The sequence below is a fragment of the Acetonema longum DSM 6540 genome (assembly GCF_000219125.1).
Classification (GTDB): Bacteria; Bacillota; Negativicutes; order Sporomusales; family Acetonemataceae; genus Acetonema; species Acetonema longum.
This window is the reverse complement of record NZ_AFGF01000085.1, coordinates 25,604-43,697: the sequence shown is the minus strand read 5'-3', so window position 1 is coordinate 43,697 and position 18,094 is coordinate 25,604. Positions and strand designations below refer to the sequence as shown.

Sequence of the window (18,094 nt, the reverse complement as noted above, 5' to 3'; positions counted from 1 at the left end):
GTTATACTCCCTTCTTGAGGCGTGGGTCCAGAAAACCGTAAGAAACATCCACTGCCAGATTAACGATCATATAAATCAGGGCAATCCACAAGACATATCCTTGAATCAATGGGTAGTCCATTGACGTAATGGCATTAATGGCCAGGCTGCCCAGCGCCGGGTAGGAAAAAATGACTTCGACAACCGCTGTGCCGCCGAGCAGCGAACCTAAGGACAGACCCAGCAGCGTTAAGAGCGGCAGCATTGCATTGGGGATGATGTGCCGCCACAGTACAACCGCTTCCGATAGTCCTCTTGCCAAGGCTCCATAGACATAGTCCTGGCTCATTTCCTCTAAAATGGCCGCGCGAACCTGACGCGCATATTTTCCTGCCATGGCAAAGGCCAGGGTAAAGGCCGGCAGAATCATCTTTTGAAGTCCCATGCCGGTGGAAACGACCGGCAGCAATCCCAGCTTAAGCGCCACAAAATAGATGAGCAGCAGTCCTGCCCAGAAGTTCGGCAAAGAGATGCCAAAGAAGGTAACTCCCCGTATAAAGTAGTCCAAAAATCGGTTTTGATGTAAGGCCGATAGTACGCCTGCCGGTATCGCCATCACCATCATCATCACCAGGGATAAAAACGCCAGCTGCAATGTGGGAAGAACCCGCACCGCCAGCATTTGAGACACCGGCTTGCCCTGGGAATAAGAAGTGCCAAAGTCTCCGTGCAGGCAGTTCATCAGCCAATTTACATACTGCACCAGAAACGGACGGTTCAGCCCCATTTGTTCACGCATATCTTCCAATATTTCTTCTGGAGGAATATTGCCGGTGACGGCAAACATGGCCCGCACCGGATCGCCAGGCGCCAGATAAATGAGCAGAAAACTTAAGAAGCTAATACCCAGAAGCACGATGCCGATTTGAAGAAGCCGCTTCAGCAGTTGTCGCTTAAGCATACCCCATCACTCCTTTCATGTTAAATAAAAAAACAGATACGCCAATTTTGTTCCCAAAACTGGCATACCCGTTTTGCATGCACAGCACATGCATTTACCCTGCATGTGTACACAAAGAAAGATGTAAGTCTCCTGACTTGCGTTAGGGAAGCATTTGCTTCCTGCGTCCATATCCTACCTTCCCATGCTGCGATAAAACGCATTCACAGTGGCGGACTTTCGTCCATACAGCAAAATTTTGCTGCTTTGGTATGGCCTCACGCTTACAGTGCCGGTTGCGCGGGGAGTTTAACCCCATTCCATCTACGCTACAGACCATGTAAACACGGTCTTATAACGACAACTTTCTATTAATTTTTACACCTTTATTTAAAATATCATACAGGCGAGTTCAAAGTCAAGCCTTTATTGTCCAGGGCTTTGCACTGTTATTGTTGTTTATAGATCAAAGTTAATGCATCATTTACCTTTAATGTTTGAGATATCCGACAGGTCTACCGGAGGAAAATGTTAACGCCCGGTCGGGCCACAAGTGCAGGCCGAAGATCGCTGCTGTATCATCCGGCAGACCGTCCTGAATGAAATGGCAGGCGTTGCTCCTTCGCTGGCTGAAACAGCAGCTTGCCAGAAATCCAGGGATGGTTAGCCCGGCTGTAAAAAGTAAGATTATACAGTGGGGGCTGCCTCCGCTATAGAGACAGCCCCCACTGTAAGCGATTAGCTAATGTTTACCGTGCCTTCCTGCAGGATCTTCCATAAAGCTCCATTGCGGTTAATAACGCTCTTCAATTCAGCGTATGGAATCTTATATCCGCGCAGCCCTTCCGGCTGCACTGAATAAACTATTATGGAATCACTAAGCAGAACAAAGGAACCAGTTTCTTTATTCCATGTTTCGGAAAAATCTTCATAGGTCCATTGAATTGATGGGGATGTATTCGTAATTCGCAGTTTGCTGTCATTAGTTAAGCAGATTTTTTTAATTGTCCTTTCAAAATCAACTGGTTTGAAAAGATCTTCAAGTTTATATAGTTTTCCGGTCGTTAGATCGATATGTACGGTTTTATCAATATTACTTGGTTGGGAGCCTTCGGAGGATGAAGTTACGCCTTGAAAGTGAATACCTAGTAGTTTTGGGCTATAAAAGGTTACTTCAAAATCACCTTTTAAAGAAGTGTTCGGTGGTATTATGGATATCTTCAGAGTATTATTAATTGTATCCTGCAGAGCAGTATCTTTCATTCCGTCTATTTGAGGAATAGAGGCTTCACTGTTATTTTCGGAATATGTAGCTTTAAAAAGTTTAACCTGTCCCTGCTGTTCGGACTGCGCTTCTTGAGTTTCAGGTTCCTGTGCGGGTACGGCGCTGCTTGCATATACATTTACCGCACTAAGACTTGCTGCTAAAAAAGCAGCTAAAACTAATTTTCTCAGTCTGACCATAAGGTATACCTCCAGCTTTTGTTTAGTAGAAAGCTTTGGTAAACTTTCACAAAGTCATTATACATCCTGTTTATGACAAAAATACGACAAGCTAAACAGAGAATCAGGAACATCAAGGACAGTTCTCCTGATGCGTTGAAGTTAAGGGTATGACAGGCTGGAACAATTATTTTCACTGTTTCAACCATGATCTTCCGAAAAGGTACAATGCGCCTCGATAGCGCCTTTTGCCTTTGTCAGATGACATTGTTCAATCAAAATCGATATAAAGGTTTGGGAAGTGTTCAATTGGAGAAGCGGGATACTCATGGAATGCAGCATTTTTAAAATGTTTGCTGTGATTTTTGGCACATCGTCCACTTGTCCGCCGGAGATATTGATTGTCGCGCAACGACTGATGGTTGTTATGTGATATTCCAATTTAGGGAGTAAAGACAGAATAGCGCCAGTCATTGCAGATGGTATAGAAAATACTATTTGGTTCTTTTGCAAGTTAATTCGCTGTAAAGCGATCTGATGATCAGCCACCGTTTGGAAAACAGCTTGAATTTCCTGATTGCTGAACGGATGATTGGCCAGAATTGCTATCTGGGTGATTTCGGATTGACAGGATAGGACAGGGGGAGTTCCGTCCATAATGATAATGGCTTCAGTCTCCATCGAAAACTCCTTTTCATCTAATAATTGCTGCAGGGTAGCTGGAGGCCTTAATCGGCATACCGCGCTCCTCTGTTTTTTGCCATAAAAAAGACCCCCTGGAGAAAGGGGGTCAGCGCATCCCTTCCTCTCATCTTCCAGGATATAATCCTGCTGGAATTAGCACCACTGCATTGCTGCCGGTTGCCGGGCGTCATCGGGCCAGTCCCTCGACCACTCTCGATAAGAGAATTTCGAATATGCAATTTAAAATTATCTTACTATACCGGATATTCTGGAGTCAAGCAAATTTCTCCTTATGGCCGTATTACACAAAAGTTCGGCAGTTTGGCAGGAGTCCTCTTTATTTGTAAAGCTTCCAATGAAGCATATTAGCAATACGCCCGTTACTTTGTAGATTACATACCTATTTTCTCCTGATGATTCATTGAATAGCCGCCTTTTTCCACCTGAATCATATCCCATTCATTCGTTTTTATTTCAATCGGATCGAGTTTTTTAACCACGCCATAGGCTTCTTTTAATGAAAGCCGGTCACCTTTGCCGGAAATAACCCATAGAGTTTTATATCCCTTCGGTTTGACGCGAAGCTCATCTTCTCCTTTGCCGTCGGTGAAATACACTAGTAAATTGAGCTTCTTGGTGTTGGCAAATTCAAAAACCGGGGTAAACCGGGTGCTGCCCCGTATTTTGCTTCTGGATTTTATATCCTTGACGGATTTAAGTGTATATACACGTCTGATTTCGCTGTCGCATTCTATCATCAAAATTTCGTGATTGTAGTTTTTTACAATGCTGAGGACTTCTTTTACTGCCTGGTTAAATTCCTCGTCACTAATGCTGCCGCTGATGTCAAGCGCAACGGCGATTTTGGCTTTATAGCTCTTCAGTTCACCGCGCAAATCCAAGCGGTCAGGCTGCCGGCGATTTCTTCGGGTAACCGTTTTCTTGGGATTGCTGGTCACCGATCCCATTAACCTCTGAAGATACAAATTCCAGGACAAGTCAGCCTTGCTGCTTTTTAAAGAAGATATCAGGCTTTCCAAATAGGCTGGAATACTGCCTTTTTGTGAAGCATCAATCACTTTTTCGGTAAATCCCCGGAGGGTTTGTTCATCCACCGGGTCGGACCTTTGCCAAATATCATGGGTTTTTTCAGGATCATAGGCGGTTTCGGCCGGTTGATTTTTGCCGGGGTCTTCAGTTGCCTCTCCCGCTTCCTCCAGCAGGTCCAGAGCGGTTTGGACCTTTGCCGCATAGTATTCAAAGGTCTCGAACGGCAGCAGCTTTAATCCGTAATTTAAATTGACCCATTCTAAAGTAGTAGCATAGGGCGGCAGGTAATCCAAGTAGGTATTGATGGTGATATCCATGGCGATATTCATCGCTAAGGCGCTGCAACTGCCCCGCAGTTCTTTGGCCCGGATTAAATGCAGGGATACGACATGGAGGATTTCATGCTTAATGGTTGTTTCCATTTGTTTGAGAGTAAGAGTCAGAAAAATGACAGGATTAAAATAGATCACATATTTCGCAGCTTTAAAATTTACCCCGGTGGGGCTGCTGATATCAAAACGGATTTCCTTGGACATTTGAAACAGAAAATACCCGTAGAAGTTGTCCTTATCTTCCATCAGACCCAGATTTACTTTGTCGACAAGGCGGAAAAACTCGGCTGCAAAATCTGCCGGAATGTGAACCTGAGAAGGCCCCTGAGACTTGTTCTGCCTGGCTGCCCTCAAAAAATCCTGAACCAGTTCATAGGATCTTATATAAAGTTTTTGCGCTTGTGTATCAAACGTTTCCATCCCTATCACCTGATTGAACGATACGCCGCAAAATAGGCTTCGACAAAAGCTTCATTTTCCAGGGCGTATTCGTATACGCCGCTATAACTGTTTTTGATATCTTTCATGATTCCGACCATTAAATCGACCGGATATAGTTTTAAAAACTCAATGAGTCGCTCCGACGTACTATGATCATAATCCCCGGCTTTTATATTCGTCTCTAACCGGCTTAGCATATTCTTGGCCGCCAGGTAGAGCCGGGTATGACTTTCCGTTTTAATTTTTTCACTCACCGATTTAGCCAGAGAACTTCCCGCAAACACATCTTCATACGAAATAAGCGGCCGATAATCGGATTCCAGAAAGTGAACCAGTTCTTCAGCGATGAGTTTTCCCACATTGCCCCTGACGACATTGAAAAATACCGGCCGGGGTACGCTATCCTTTTTCTGCTGATAGACCTTATAAAGGTGAGAAATCCTTTCGTAGCTTCTTGGCGTTGCTTTGATATCATTTTCATTGGTTTTATGCAGGTATTCCGGAAAAGTGGAGATAAACTCGATCACCTTGGGCTCAAGGCCGGCATTCATGGCCCAGTCTACCCACTGCATCGGATCAGGTTCCATGGGCAGCCAGACAAAACGGTTTTCCTGAGCGGCGTCCATGTCGACCACCTGATAATCAAATTCCTCGCCGTATTTGCCGGAGGGGTTCATGGCGGCAATGATTTTTACGGTTTCAGGCAGTTTATAGCCGTTGATTTCCCGGTTTAATATCAAATTCATCAGTTCCTGCTGCACGGCGTGTTCACAGCGATTAATCTCATCGATCAATAAAAGAACAGTTTTGCCGGCGGCTGTTGCCTCATCAATTTCTCTCAGCTTATGATGTACGGCATATACGGTGGTCTTCTTTTCCGGCCTGTCTCCCGGCCGATTTACGCCGGTATAGGATTCTATCGTGGGCAGACCGCCGATTTCCCCTTCTTTCAGAAGATTGCCGTCAATCACAATGAAACTCCAATGGTTCTCCTGGGCGATTTGCTTGGCTAAGGCTGTTTTTCCCACGCCGGTTTCTCCGACGATCAAAGGCACTTCTCCGGTAGCCAGTACTAAATCAACACTTTTTAATGTATCAATAAAATTCATGGTATCTCCTGCCGTTTTATATTTTATATCTTTAGTTTTTCATCTACAGCGATTTTCCTGGCCTTCTTGCTGCCGTGCTGATCAATAAACCGGATCTTGTCCAGAGGGAAGAACTCGCTGCTTGTATCGATGACACTGCAATTTAGAAAGTCTCTTACATATTTTTCTTCAACGGCTTCATTGGATAATGCCGCCTTTAACACTTGCTCCAGTTCCCCTTGAGATATACCCGCTTCTTTTGTCACATACTTAATGACTAAACTATTGATCTGCAGAAACTCCAGTATTTTATTTTTACCTAAATCATTGATCAGGCGAATGGCCCGCTCGTCCTTTCTGACAGCAATACGCTGGGCCTGATCGGTAGGGGAAGGGATATAGCGCAATGCCTCATAACTGATTGTTACGGCCTCTTCCTGGGCCCTGGCGCAGGGCTTCTTTATAAATTTGACGGCGTCGAAATTTTTTCTGACAGCCAATACCTGCAATTCCTCACTGGGATGATCGACATATTGAATCGCCCAGCCGGCCTGACTGACGGCTAGTTGAATCAGGGAGTCCGGCGGGTTTTTAATATAGGCCAGGTTGTTCCAGCCGTCCTGGATGGCTTTGACCATCATCCCTCCGGTCGGATTCGCGATAAATTGAATGGCCCGGGGATTGTTGGCTATGGCTAATTCCTGCATCTGGCGGGTCGGATGGTCGATATACTGTACCGCCAGTCCGTTTTTTTGAACGGCCAGCAGCTTCATCTCTTCGGTGGGATGATCCATGGACGCTAACGCATAAGGATTATTTTTTATGATTTCCATGAGCTTTGCTTGTTCCATATGGTCCTCCTTCGCAGGCCGCTGATATTTCCATCTTAATCGAAATAGCGCCTTGTTACAATACCGACGAGACGTTAGAAATAAAATTTACCGACAAAAAACAGGCATACTACCGAAAGCCGGTAAAGTATGCCTGTTTTCGTTATGAAAGGGTATGACGGCGAAAGATTACTTGTCCGACACTTTGAAGACCGCGGACAGGGTCTTGAGTTCAGTGGCCATGGCGCTGCTTTCTTCCGTACTGGCGGTAACTGTCTGCATGGCTGCTGAGGTCTGTTCGGTGGAGGCTGCCACTTCCTCAGCCTGAGCGGCGGTGGTCTCAATCACGCCGGCAAGACGGCTGATCAGATCTACTACCTTATCAGAACTGGCCACCTCTTCATTGGTCACCTGCAGCACATTATCGATGTCGCCTACTGTCACATTGACTGCCGTCACAATTTCATCCAGGGCTGATCCGGCTTTATTGACTACCTCTACACCCCGGATGATTTCAGAGTTGCTTTGATGCATGGCCTCGACCGCTTCTTGCGTGCTTTCGGCCACTTTCTTAACCAGTGCGGCTACTTCACCGGCTCCCTGATTGGACTGTTCGGCCAGCTTGCGGACTTCTTCCGCCACCACGGCGAATCCCCGTCCCGCTTCGCCGGCGCGGGCGGCTTCAATGGCCGCGTTTAAAGCCAACAGGTTGGTTTGATTGGCGATGCCGGTAATTGTATCGGTAATGGAAGCAATTTGGCTGGAGTACTGATTCAAGGCAGAAATAATGGCTGCGGTATCCTCGGTTTTTTCGCTGATGGATCCCATACAAGTCACGGTTTCCCGCACCGTTTCCTGGCCGACGGTGGCTGCCCGAAGGGTTTTGCGGGATTCGGATACGGCCGATTCGGCTTTGGTCTTGGCGATTTGGATCAAAGAGGACAAGTGCACCAGCGCCTGGGATGCTTCCACTACGGCGGCGTTGCCTTGAGTGGCATTCTCGGTGACATGGGCCATGCTCCTGGCTACTTCATCGGTGGTGGCATTGACCTCTTCGGCGGTGGCGGTCAATTCCTCGGCGGCGGCTGCTACTCCGTCGGCCTGAGCCTGAACCTTGACCACGACGTTGCGGAACTTGTCCGACATTTGTTGGAAGGCAAGGGCCAACTGGCCGATTTCATCCCGAGAGCGAATTTGGCTGTCCCGGGATCGAAGATCTCCTGCCGCCAACAGCAGCGCTTCGTCCCGCAGTCTGATGATCGGTTGAGCAAACCGGCGGCTGATAAATATCACCGACAGGGCCGCTCCAATCATAAACACGATTGACAGTATCAGCATCGTGTCGGCTAAAGCATCTGTCGCCTTGGTAGCTTCTTTCTCCGGTGCCGATACAATCATAACCCAGCGCTGGCCGCCGGCCAGCTCAATGGGCATATATACCGCTTGCCGGGTGACATTGTCCAGAAAGGCATACTGGCCGGAAGCCGGCTGTCCGGTTTTGACCACGGCGGCAAACTGGTTTATCATCCGTTCGTCCAGCTCGGCGTCTCCCAAATTTAATTCAGGATTGATTTTCTTCTGATTAAGATTGAGTTTGCCGGCAAGCTCAGGCCTTTTAGGATGGGCTAACAGCACTCCTTCATGATCCGCAACGAGACCGTAGCCGGTGTCAAGAAAGCGCAGGTTGGAGAGTAAGGAACTTAAACGGTCTAAACTGACTGTGGTGACGAGAACCCCGGTCAGTTGTCCGCCGTCCGTTACCGGCGCCGCCAAGAGGACCGATACTTTGCCGGTAGCTCTTGAAATCAGCGGTTTGGATACGTAAGATTCTTTGATCTCCAACACCTTTTGGAAATATTCCCGGTCATTAAAATGGCCTGTGGTGCCGTCAGACCGTATCCCAAATCCGTCTCGGCGGATATAAATCACATTATCGTAGGTTGCTGTTCCCAGCGTCTTATGTCCCTGGACGACAGCATTCAGGACTTGCGCCTGATTGCCTGACTGCAGCTGGGGCATATCTGCTATCCCCTCCAGGGAAAGGACCATTTTGTCCATATCAGCTTGGACGCGATGAGAGTAATCCGCTCCCACTGACATCGCTGTTTCATTTACACTTTGGGATAGCGCTTGATGCGACAAATAATAGCTAATGCCTGAAAGTAAGATGAGAGAAATGATAAAAAACGGTAATATAAATACTAGGAGTTTGGTTTGGATACTGGTTGTTTTCAAGAGGTTACCTTCCTTTCATTTTTTTCTATGCATGTCTGAAAAACATCCATAGATGTCTGAAAAGCATTCACAGATGTCTGAAAACATCCATGTCCATAACAGTTTCTCCCTGTCTATCCTAAAAACCTGCAATATTCGACAATAAAAATTCCGGAATTTGCTAGAGGAGGAAACCTTTATATTTTAAATAGAAAAAATATCCAATATTTTGCGACATTATTTTATATAGAGGTTTTGGCAAATTTACGCTGGGGAGGACTTTGATTTATGCAAATTGAAAAACAGTAATGTCAAGTGATGCCATAGGAAATGGTAAAATAGCGGGGTGATGCTTTAAGCTGAGTCCTTAACCAGACTTTAGGCAGGAAGGATGAATGATATTTGAATCAGGTAATTCTAAAGTTTAAAGAAGTGCTGTACTCTGTTCTCCCGATTACCATACTGGTACTGATTCTGCATTTTACTTTGACGCCCCTTGACATAACCTTAATTCTGCGGTTTCTTATCGGCGCCGCGGCTATTATTGTTGGACTGACGATTTTTTTAATCGGAGTGGATATTGGCATTACTCCCATTGGCAATACCATAGGTTCTGCCATTGCCAGGAGCAATAAACTGTGGATCGTGGCCGCGGCCGGATTCATCCTGGGTTTCTTTGTTTGTGTTGCCGAGCCTGACCTGCACATCCTGGCGGAGCAGGTGGATTCCGTTTCATCCGGTCTGATCCCCAAGATCAGCATTGTCGTGATTGTATCCATTGGCATTGCGGCTTTACTTTCTCTGGGTTTGCTCAGAATCGTCTACAATTTTCCTCTGTCGAAATTGCTGACGATCCTCTATGGTCTCGTTTTTTTGTTGGGGATTTTTACATCCCGTGAGTTTTTGGCCATATCTTTTGATGCTTCGGGAGCAACCACCGGAGCTTTAACCGTTCCTTTTATTTTAGCTCTGGCCATGGGTGTTTCCAAGTTGAAAAAAGACAGCAAGTCTTCTGAGGAAGACAGCTTTGGATTAGTAGCCGTAGCTTCCGCAGGAGCTATCATATCAGTGATGATCATGAGTATTATATCAAAGACGGGTGAAATTACCGGCAGTCTCGCGACGGCAAGCGCTTCGACCGATATTTTCCGGCCCTTTTTCACTCACTTGCCTACCATAGCCGGTGAAATTCTTTTGGCGTTGTTGCCGATCCTGGTTATTTTCCTGTCATTTCAAAAAATATCCTTTAAACTGTCCCAAAAGGATGTCCGCAAGATTTTATTCGGCATGCTGTTCACCTTTGTGGGGCTGGTACTGTTTTTAGTCGGCGTCAATGCCGGCTTTATGGAGGTGGGGAATGCCGTTGGCTATAGCCTCTCTTTGCTGGACAATAAGGCCTATGTGGTTTTATTCGGCTTTATTCTGGGGCTGGTTACGATATTAGCCGAACCGGCTGTGTATGTATTGACCCATCAAATCGAAGACGTTACCAGCGGCTATGTCAGGAGAAAAGCGGTTATGATCAGTCTCGCCATAGGGGTGGGCATGGCTGTTGCCTTATCCGTCATCCGTATTCTGGTCCCGCAATTGCAATTATGGCAATATTTGCTTCCCGGCTACATGATTTCGTTAGCCATGGCTTTCGTTGTCCCGGACCTGTTTGTCGGCATTGCCTTTGATTCAGGCGGGGTAGCATCGGGGCCGATGACTGCGACCTTTATATTGGCTTATGCCCAGGGAGCTGCAGAGGCGATCGAAGGCGCCAATGTGTTAGTGGACGGCTTCGGCATCATCGCCATGGTGGCTATGACACCGCTCATCGCTTTGCAGATATTAGGTTTGATTTTCAAAATGAAATCAAAAAAGGGAGGAATGGAAACTAATGGTTAATCCTTCTGGCTCGTCTGATATGCCGGAGATCGAGCTGATATGCGTCATTATCAATTTTGGTTTGGCAAGCAAGCTGATACAGACAGTGAAACGCTGCGGCATTTCCGGCGGGACAGTATTATTGGGAAAGGGTACGGTGAATAGCCGTATTTTGGATTTTTTTGGTCTGGCTGAAGTAAAGAAAGAGATTGTCTATATGGTGGCTGAGCGTGGCACAGCTTATCAGGCTCTCAAGAAGCTGAACCAGGAGTACGAGTTTCATAAGCCAAATCATGGCATAGCGTTTACGACTTCTATTCATAGCGCCGCCGGCACAAAAAGTATTAAAGGGAACTACATTGAAGAAGAAAGAAATGGGGATGACACTATGTATCATGTGATCACGGTCATCGTCGATAAAGGGGAGGCCGAGGAAGTCATTGAAGCGGCCGCTAAAGCAGGGTCCAAGGGGGGGACGATTATTAACGGCAGAGGCTCAGGCGTCCATGAAACCAGCAAATTGTTTTCCATGGAGATTGAGCCGGAAAAGGAAATTGTCGTCATTCTCTCAGAAGTTGATATGACCGAACCCATTGTATCCTCTATCAGGCAAGCGTTAAAAATCGATGAACCCGGCAAAGGGATCATTTACATTCAGGATGTCAATAAAACCTATGGGATCTATAAGTAACAGTTAGTTCAACTCATCCAAGGATAAAGAAAAGCTCGGCGCGAATACCTGTATAAAGTACTGAATCTCGGGCAGGCCCATGGCATCCAGTTCTGCTAAGACGCTTTTCGCGGCGGCGGCGAATTCCTGATTGCCCGCCTTTAGCTCTTCCACGCATTTTAAATAGGCACACAGCTTATCGGCAGCCTTTACAATCTGCCACAGATCGGCTTCTGCTGTCTGCGGAAACAGCAATGGTTCATAAACAGCCGCCATTCCAGGCGGCAGCATGCTGTGCAGCTTTTCTTTGGCCAGATGTTCAATATTACCGTACACCGCTTTAATCTGCGAATTAAAATACTTGACCGGTGTGGGTAAATCCCCGGTAAACACCTCGGAAACTTCATGGAACATGGCCAGGGTGGCTGCTCTGGCCGGATCGATTTTTCCTCCGAAATGCGCATTGCGGATCACCGCCAGCCCGTGAGCGATCATTGCTGCCTGCAGGCTGTGCTCCTGGATATTTTCCGGCGTGGTATTTCGCATCAGCCCCCAACGCTGAATAAATCTCATCCGGGACAAATAAGCAAAAAAATGACTTGTTTTCATCTATATCTCCTTTTAAAAACCCATTTAGAGTTTCGAAACAGGGACCGTTCAAAAAGGTCCAGAAGCAACACCGCAGATGGGCCTTTTTCAACGGTCCCCCAGCTTATTTTCGCCAAACACCGCTGCCATCCTTCTTGTCGCTATAGCCGGCTCTATAGCGACACTGGAAAAAAATCTGGACTTTTTTCCGGAAAGCTGTATATTAAATAGTAAATACTATCAGGGAGGCATGATCAATGTTTGGCTGGAAAGAGCAATACAGTTGCAATATTGCTGAAGTGGACAAGCAGCACAAACAGCTTTTTCGTCTGGCGGGAGATCTGCACGATCTCTTGCAGGCCCCGGAAAGGTTTGACAAGTATGATGAAATTCGCAGGGTATTGGGCGAGCTTGCCGACTATGCTGTTTATCATTTCAGCTTTGAAGAAAAATTAATGACCGAACACGGCTTTGATGCCGCTCAGTTTAAATATCATCAAGCCGAACACACTGCTTTTACCCATAAAATCAAACATCTTGCCCAGCAGGACTTTGATAAGAACCAGCAACAGACAATAGCAAATGCACTGGTTTTTGCTGTTAATTGGATCGATAAACATATCTTAGATACGGATAAACGATACGTGGAATTTTTGAACAGTAAAGACGTTCATTAGAATGAAAAGCGATCTTCGTTAAAGAGGGTCGCTTTTTCTGAATTTCTTGATCGTGAGGAGGAAGCCAATGAAAAAAATCAGAGTCGGGCTGGTAGGCAGCGGCGCTATGGCCCGGATGCATATGTACGCCTACCGCAGGGTATATGGCCTGGACATTGAAGTAAGCGCTGTAGTTTCCCGCGGCGACCATGTGCTGGACTTTGCCAAACAGCATCGGGTACCGGCAGTATATCGGGACTACCGTGACCTATTGGCAAACCGGGATATTGATGTGGTGGATATCTGCACACCGCCTGCCCTTCATGTCTCTATGGCGATAGACGCCATGCGGGCTGGCAAGCATGTGATCTGTGAAAAACCCCTGGGCGGCTATTTTGGGCGCGCCGGGGATGCCGTTCCCATTGGTCGCAAGGTATCCAAAGGGTTGATGTATGAGCAGGTTATGACTCAAATTCAGCAGGCCCGTTTGGCCATGGAGACCACGGGACAATTGTTTCTCTATGCCGAAGACTGGGTGTATGCGCCGGCAGTGAGCAAAATGGCAGAGATGCTCCAGGCGACTAAAGATAAAGTACTGTTTATGAAAGCTGAGGCCAGCCACAGCGGGTCCCATGCCGACCATGCCGCCAGATGGGATATGACTGGCGGCGGGGTGTTGATTCGCCAAGGATGCCACCCCCTGAGCGCTGTGCTTCACCTCAAGCAGGTGGAGGCTAAGTCCCGGGGAGAAACCATCTCCATTGCCAATATTGTCTGTGATGTGGGGAACCTGGGGGATGGGCTGACCGATGCTGAGCACAAGTATGTCCTATCCCATCCGGTGGATGTAGAAGATTGGGCTATGCTGAATTTAACCTTCAGTGACGGCTCCAAAGCAACGGTATTTGCCGGCGACATGGTCCTGGGCGGGGTGCGCAATCTGGTGGAGACCTATACCAATGGCGGTATTCTGTTAGCCAATATTACGCCCAACAATCAGTTGGTAACCTATATGACCGACGAGCAAAAGCTGGCGGATGTGTATATTACCGAGAAGGTGGACCGCAAGACCGGCTGGCAATATGTCTGTCTGCAGGAAGAATGGACCCGGGGCTATGTGCAGGAAATCCAGGATTTCATGGAATGCATCGCTACTGGCCGCCAGCCCTTGTCGGGATTGGGTCTGGCCCTGGATACCACTCAGGCGATTTACGCTGCCTATTGGTCAGCGGAGGCGGGGCGGAGAATCAAGCTATAATATCTGTGCCTCAGTAAAAAAGACCGGATACCCAATCCGTGTGATGCGGGGTTGGGTATCCGGTCTTTGCATTTCGAATTATGAATCCTAACGGCAAGTACCGGTCTTTTTATTTCAGGAGAAACTGGTTATCTTTGGGGTGCCAGCCGGACCTGCCAATGAATATTTCTTTAGTGGGCATGTCGCGGCCGTCTTTTTGCAGGTTAAATTTCAGAGTATCTCCCCTTCTTACTTTAAAATTAACTTCATCAAAACCGCGACCGGTGAACCGGAAGCGGATGGCGTTGCGATCCCGGTCTATCTTGACAAAGTCCCCATTTTCCAGCTGTTTTTCGTCTACATCGAAGAAACGGCCATTGGTTTGAATCATACCGCTAAATACGTGCCGACCCTGCAAGTTGGCGGATTTTACGTGGAATGTGTCATTGCGGTCATGCCATATAGACAGACTGGGGGCGGCGAAGATGCGAATCTGCGGTGCGCCTTCAGAGCGGTCGCTCCAGGCAAAAGCAGTTCCCGACAGAGTCAAAAGAAAGCAGGCAAGGACTATGAAACAGGATACTTTTTTCATATGTTCATCTCTCCTTAACAGGATTACTTATCGATTCTAACAGTAGTATATAGCAGTCTTTTGACAAAAGTATGACATAGCCAGATTCAGCAGAATATAGTTTTTAAAGAGCATTAGGTATTTAAAGAAATTCAGCAGGTATTGACCGGGCAGCTTGAAACAGCTGTCGCCCAGTCTTCGCCGCGGGAACCGGGTGGTTCCCGGTTTTAGTTTAAAAGAATCATCGGATAAAAGTCCTGCTACAAATTGTGACAATAATATCGTAAAATAATGATAGAAGACATGGCCGAATTCCCTTAAGCAAGACTTGTTGCAGATAATTGAAACGGATGCAAGAAGTAGGTTTTTATCGAACTCTGATTCGGGAGGGAGCGATATGGCTGAAAACAGGAGCAATCATGGCAATGCACCGAACAATTTGGGCAAAGCACATGAATGCGCTTCAAGGCACCCAGGAGAAAGAGGCATTTTCCAGCAGAAGAATGAAGAAATCTTCCAATGCCTCAATGAACGCCCGACGGCGGCTAATGCTGAGCTCATCGGCAGTAAAGCACAACTAAAACAGCAATATGCGGAATTCCTGATGCGCGATGCAGAGGTTCAACTCCAAAATGTGATTTTGACCTCACTGCATGAAACTGCCAAGGGACTCATGCAAAGCTTGAACATGAACGAGGTGCTAACTGCCATTATGCAGCATGCCACCGAATTAATCGGCACTTCCCACGGGTTTATCAATATTCTGGATGAGAAAAAGGGAGTTTTTGAGCGGGCAGTTGGGTTGGGACATTTTGCGCCGGACGTGGGACGCAAGCTGGAATTGGTCGGTCCCATCGGACAGATTTGCCAAACAGGGGAACTCATGGTGATCGGTGATTATGCCAAATTGGAAAATCGGCTGAATGACCCTTTTTTTGACCCGATTTATGAAGTGGTCATGGCGCCCTTAAAACAGGCAGACAAGGTCATAGGAATGTTCGGCCTGGCATTTTTGGAATCTGACCGTAAAATGACAGAACCGGAGATTTCGTTACTGATCCGGTTTGCCGACCTGGCCTCCATAGCCTTGGTGAATGCCCGCCTGCACAGTTTACTCCGGGAATCGGAACAGAAGCTGCAGCAAAGCAATGAAGAGATAACAGCGGCGAATGAAGAACTGCTGGCGGCAGAAGAAGAGTTAAAACAGCAAATTGATGAATTGCTGGTCAAAGAGGAAGCGCTTCATAAACAGAACATGATCCTGACCTCGCTCCATGAGACGGCATTGGGGCTGATGCATCGCTATGAGCCGGAGGATTTGCTGAAAACCATCATGACTGGCGCCGCCAAACTGGCCGGTACCCAGCATAGCTTCATTTATTATTTGGACAGGGAAAAGCAGATTTTTGTCAGAAGTTATGGAGCTGGTATTTATGCCCGGGATTTTCGGCGGAAAATACCCATGGAGCAGGGTATTGTGGGCGCTGTATACCGAACGGGAGAGCCGGTGATCATCAACGACTATCCCGAATGGCGCCGGCGCAATCCGGCCTCGGTACAATTTGCAGAATTGACTTCGGTCCTGCAGATACCGCTAAAGTCAGAAGGGATGGTCATTGGCACAATTGGTTTGAGCTATTGTGATGCGAGCAGAAGTTTCGGCAAAGACGAAGTGGAAATGCTGAGCCGTTTTGCCGAACTGGCCTCTATTGCTTTGGATAATGCTATACTGATGGACTCTTTCCAAAAAGAACTGGAGGTGCGCCGGCAGGCGGAAGAAGCTTTGCAAGCATCGGAGGAAAGATATCGGACCATTTTCGAAGCGGCCAATGACGGCATCTGTATCCACGATTTAGGCGGCACAATTTTGGATGTGAATGCAAGGGCCTGCGAACTCTTAGGCTTTACCAGGGATGAAATCCTTGCCGGTGAAGTGAACATTGCCGCTGCCGGAGACGACGCCGGGCGCTGGATGACTCGTGCCGCTGCCGGGGAGCCGCAAATGTATGAGTGGCAGTACACCCATCGCAATAACCGCTCGGTCTGGGTGGAAATCAATCTCAAGCGGACTTTTATCGGCAAAGAGGACCGTATTCTGTCTGTTGTGCGGGATATTTCGGAACGAAAAACCCAGGAAAGAGCCATTCGCCGCATGGCTTATTGCGATGCTTTAACCGGTCTGCCGAACCGGCAGTATCTGCAAGAGCGCCTGGCCGCTGAACTGGAGAAGGCTCAGCGGGGTGAAGCCTCCGGTGCAATTTTGTTTGTCGATATTGATGATCTAAAAATGATTAATGACACCATGGGCCATTCGTATGGCGATAGTGTCATTATCAAAGCCGGGGCCTATCTTTTTGCTGAAACCAGTAAAAACAGCATTGTGTCCAGAATCGGCGGCGACGAATTCATCGTTTTGATTCCTGACGCAAGCAACCGGGAGAAAGTGGGGCAGATTGCCGAGAATATGGTGAAACTTCTGAGCCGGGACTACGACATAGGCGCCTCCAGAAATCATATGTCAGCCAGCATTGGAATAGCTCTCTATCCAATGCACGGAGCGACATCGGATGACCTGCTGAAGAATGCCGACTTAGCTCTTTACGCAGCCAAGGACAGCGGCAAGAATACCTGGCGGTTTTATGAACCAGAGCTACAGACCGCTGCTTATGAAAAGATGATGCTCAAACGGGGACTGCGGGAAGCCATCGAACGGGGGGAGTTCCTGCTGCATTATCAGCCGTTGGTTGAGGCCGGCAGCGGAGAACTGATCAGCTTCGAGGCCCTCTTGCGCTGGACAGGCCCCGAGCGGGAAACCATTCCACCGGGGCGGTTTATTCCTTTGGCGGAAGAAAGCGATGTTATCATCAGCATCGGCCAATGGGTCCTGCGGCAAGCCTGTCGCTTTGCCCGCCGGCTGACTGTCGCAGGCAAAGGTCATATTCGCGTGTCGGTGAATGTATCACCGCGGCAGCTGATAGCTGACGATTTTGTGGCAATGGTGAGTCAGGCTGTTGTTGACGCCGGAATAAACCCCGATCAGTTGGAGATAGAGATCACCGAAAACGCGCTGATTCCCTCGCTGGGTGACAGCATTGAGAAGTTGGGTCAACTGCGCGCTATCGGCGTGCACTTGACCCTGGACGACTTTGGCACCGGCTACAGTTCCCTGACCTATTTGCGAAACCTGCCGGTGAGCAGGCTGAAAATTGATAAGTCATTTATTGACCAAATTGTTTCCGATCAGGTGCAAATGGAATTTATTCACTCTATTGTAAATATGGCTCATGTGCTGGGGTTGACAGTAGTTGGCGAGGGAGTGGAATCCCAGGAGCAGCTGAATAGACTCGTGGCTTGTCAGTGTGATTTTGTCCAGGGGTATTTAATCAGCCGTCCGATGCCGGAAAAAGATGCTATGCTTTTTGCCGAACGGTAAGGATCTGTGTAATACTATTTTTGGCCCAGGGGATAATTAGAAAAATTTTACATTTTACTTGGTTTATGC

Annotated in this window: 14 protein-coding genes and 2 riboswitches; of the genes, 5 read left to right on the top strand and 9 right to left on the bottom strand. The window is 47.5% G+C overall.

Going from position 1 to position 18,094, the window contains the following annotated elements; translation table 11 throughout:
* Position 1: 1 nt before the first annotated feature.
* The 7 genes from nikB to ALO_RS10280 all read right to left on the bottom strand — a co-directional run bounded on the left by nikB (position 2) and on the right by ALO_RS10280 (position 8,929).
* Positions 2-940, bottom strand: a complete 939-nt coding sequence (nikB, locus tag ALO_RS10310) for a nickel ABC transporter permease (protein ID WP_004095432.1) — start codon at positions 938-940, stop codon at positions 2-4.
* 105 nt (positions 941-1,045) lie between these two features.
* A riboswitch (cobalamin riboswitch) is annotated at positions 1,046-1,300 on the bottom strand.
* Between the two features lie 357 nt (positions 1,301-1,657).
* Positions 1,658-2,383: a hypothetical protein gene (locus tag ALO_RS10305; RefSeq protein ID WP_004095428.1), complete on the bottom strand. Its 726-nt coding sequence runs from the start codon at positions 2,381-2,383 to the stop codon at positions 1,658-1,660.
* A 180-nt stretch (positions 2,384-2,563) separates the two neighbouring features.
* Positions 2,564-3,043, bottom strand: a complete 480-nt coding sequence (locus tag ALO_RS10300; protein WP_004095426.1) for an ACT domain-containing protein — start codon at positions 3,041-3,043, stop codon at positions 2,564-2,566.
* A gap of 124 nt (positions 3,044-3,167) precedes the next feature.
* Positions 3,168-3,269: riboswitch (SAM riboswitch) on the bottom strand.
* Positions 3,270-3,438: 169 nt separating this feature from the next.
* Positions 3,439-4,848, bottom strand: a complete 1,410-nt coding sequence (locus ALO_RS10295; protein ID WP_004095422.1) for a vWA domain-containing protein — start codon at positions 4,846-4,848, stop codon at positions 3,439-3,441.
* A gap of 5 nt (positions 4,849-4,853) precedes the next feature.
* Positions 4,854-5,978, bottom strand: a complete 1,125-nt coding sequence (locus tag ALO_RS10290; RefSeq protein ID WP_004095419.1) for an ATP-binding protein — start codon at positions 5,976-5,978, stop codon at positions 4,854-4,856.
* Between the two features lie 23 nt (positions 5,979-6,001).
* Positions 6,002-6,808: a hypothetical protein gene (locus tag ALO_RS10285; RefSeq protein WP_004095417.1), complete on the bottom strand. Its 807-nt coding sequence runs from the start codon at positions 6,806-6,808 to the stop codon at positions 6,002-6,004.
* Between the two features lie 168 nt (positions 6,809-6,976).
* Positions 6,977-8,929, bottom strand: coding sequence for a methyl-accepting chemotaxis protein (locus ALO_RS10280; RefSeq protein WP_274428127.1), 1,953 nt, complete (start codon positions 8,927-8,929; stop codon positions 6,977-6,979).
* A 474-nt stretch (positions 8,930-9,403) separates the two neighbouring features.
* Between ALO_RS10280 and ALO_RS10275 the strand changes: the two genes are divergently transcribed.
* Both ALO_RS10275 and ALO_RS10270 read left to right on the top strand, forming a co-directional pair.
* Positions 9,404-10,891, top strand: a complete 1,488-nt coding sequence (locus tag ALO_RS10275) for a DUF1538 domain-containing protein (RefSeq protein ID WP_004095408.1) — start codon at positions 9,404-9,406, stop codon at positions 10,889-10,891.
* Complete coding sequence (locus tag ALO_RS10270; protein WP_004095406.1) at positions 10,884-11,561, top strand: P-II family nitrogen regulator; 678 nt, start codon at positions 10,884-10,886, stop codon at positions 11,559-11,561. The genes ALO_RS10275 and ALO_RS10270 overlap by 8 nt, the downstream gene beginning before the upstream one ends.
* A gap of 3 nt (positions 11,562-11,564) precedes the next feature.
* Here ALO_RS10270 and yfbR read toward each other — a convergent pair whose 3' ends face one another.
* Positions 11,565-12,149, bottom strand: coding sequence for a 5'-deoxynucleotidase (yfbR, locus tag ALO_RS10265; RefSeq protein ID WP_004095405.1), 585 nt, complete (start codon positions 12,147-12,149; stop codon positions 11,565-11,567).
* Positions 12,150-12,385: 236 nt separating this feature from the next.
* Here yfbR and ALO_RS10260 point away from each other — a divergent pair, with 236 nt between their 5' ends.
* Both ALO_RS10260 and ALO_RS10255 read left to right on the top strand, forming a co-directional pair.
* A complete protein-coding gene (locus tag ALO_RS10260) occupies positions 12,386-12,805 on the top strand; it encodes a bacteriohemerythrin (RefSeq protein WP_004095404.1) in 420 nt (139 codons plus the stop codon).
* A gap of 67 nt (positions 12,806-12,872) precedes the next feature.
* Positions 12,873-14,042, top strand: coding sequence for a Gfo/Idh/MocA family protein (locus ALO_RS10255; protein ID WP_004095402.1), 1,170 nt, complete (start codon positions 12,873-12,875; stop codon positions 14,040-14,042).
* Positions 14,043-14,151: 109 nt separating this feature from the next.
* Here ALO_RS10255 and ALO_RS10250 read toward each other — a convergent pair whose 3' ends face one another.
* Positions 14,152-14,613: a hypothetical protein gene (locus ALO_RS10250; RefSeq protein WP_004095399.1), complete on the bottom strand. Its 462-nt coding sequence runs from the start codon at positions 14,611-14,613 to the stop codon at positions 14,152-14,154.
* Positions 14,614-14,989: 376 nt separating this feature from the next.
* Between ALO_RS10250 and ALO_RS10245 the strand changes: the two genes are divergently transcribed.
* Positions 14,990-18,025 carry a bifunctional diguanylate cyclase/phosphodiesterase gene (locus ALO_RS10245; protein ID WP_004095398.1) on the top strand — a complete coding sequence of 1,012 codons (3,036 nt, stop codon included), beginning with the start codon at positions 14,990-14,992 and terminating at the stop codon, positions 18,023-18,025.
* Positions 18,026-18,094 lie beyond the last annotated feature (69 nt).

Excerpts from the sequence above, each read along its gene's own strand:
- nikB (WP_004095432.1), bottom strand. The coding sequence starts at position 940 with ATGCTTAAGCGACAACTGCTGAAGCGGCTTCTTCAAATCGGCATCGTG.
- yfbR (WP_004095405.1), bottom strand. The coding sequence starts at position 12,149 with ATGAAAACAAGTCATTTTTTTGCTTATTTGTCCCGGATGAGATTTATT.
- ALO_RS10250 (WP_004095399.1), bottom strand. The coding sequence starts at position 14,613 with ATGAAAAAAGTATCCTGTTTCATAGTCCTTGCCTGCTTTCTTTTGACT.
- ALO_RS10245 (WP_004095398.1), top strand. The coding sequence starts at position 14,990 with ATGGCTGAAAACAGGAGCAATCATGGCAATGCACCGAACAATTTGGGC.
- ALO_RS10290 (WP_004095419.1), bottom strand. The coding sequence starts at position 5,978 with ATGAATTTTATTGATACATTAAAAAGTGTTGATTTAGTACTGGCTACC.
- ALO_RS10295 (WP_004095422.1), bottom strand. The coding sequence starts at position 4,848 with ATGGAAACGTTTGATACACAAGCGCAAAAACTTTATATAAGATCCTAT.
- ALO_RS10285 (WP_004095417.1), bottom strand. The coding sequence starts at position 6,808 with ATGGAACAAGCAAAGCTCATGGAAATCATAAAAAATAATCCTTATGCG.
- ALO_RS10300 (WP_004095426.1), bottom strand. The coding sequence starts at position 3,043 with ATGGAGACTGAAGCCATTATCATTATGGACGGAACTCCCCCTGTCCTA.
- ALO_RS10270 (WP_004095406.1), top strand. The coding sequence starts at position 10,884 with ATGGTTAATCCTTCTGGCTCGTCTGATATGCCGGAGATCGAGCTGATA.
- ALO_RS10255 (WP_004095402.1), top strand. The coding sequence starts at position 12,873 with ATGAAAAAAATCAGAGTCGGGCTGGTAGGCAGCGGCGCTATGGCCCGG.
- ALO_RS10260 (WP_004095404.1), top strand. The coding sequence starts at position 12,386 with ATGTTTGGCTGGAAAGAGCAATACAGTTGCAATATTGCTGAAGTGGAC.
- ALO_RS10305 (WP_004095428.1), bottom strand. The coding sequence starts at position 2,383 with ATGGTCAGACTGAGAAAATTAGTTTTAGCTGCTTTTTTAGCAGCAAGT.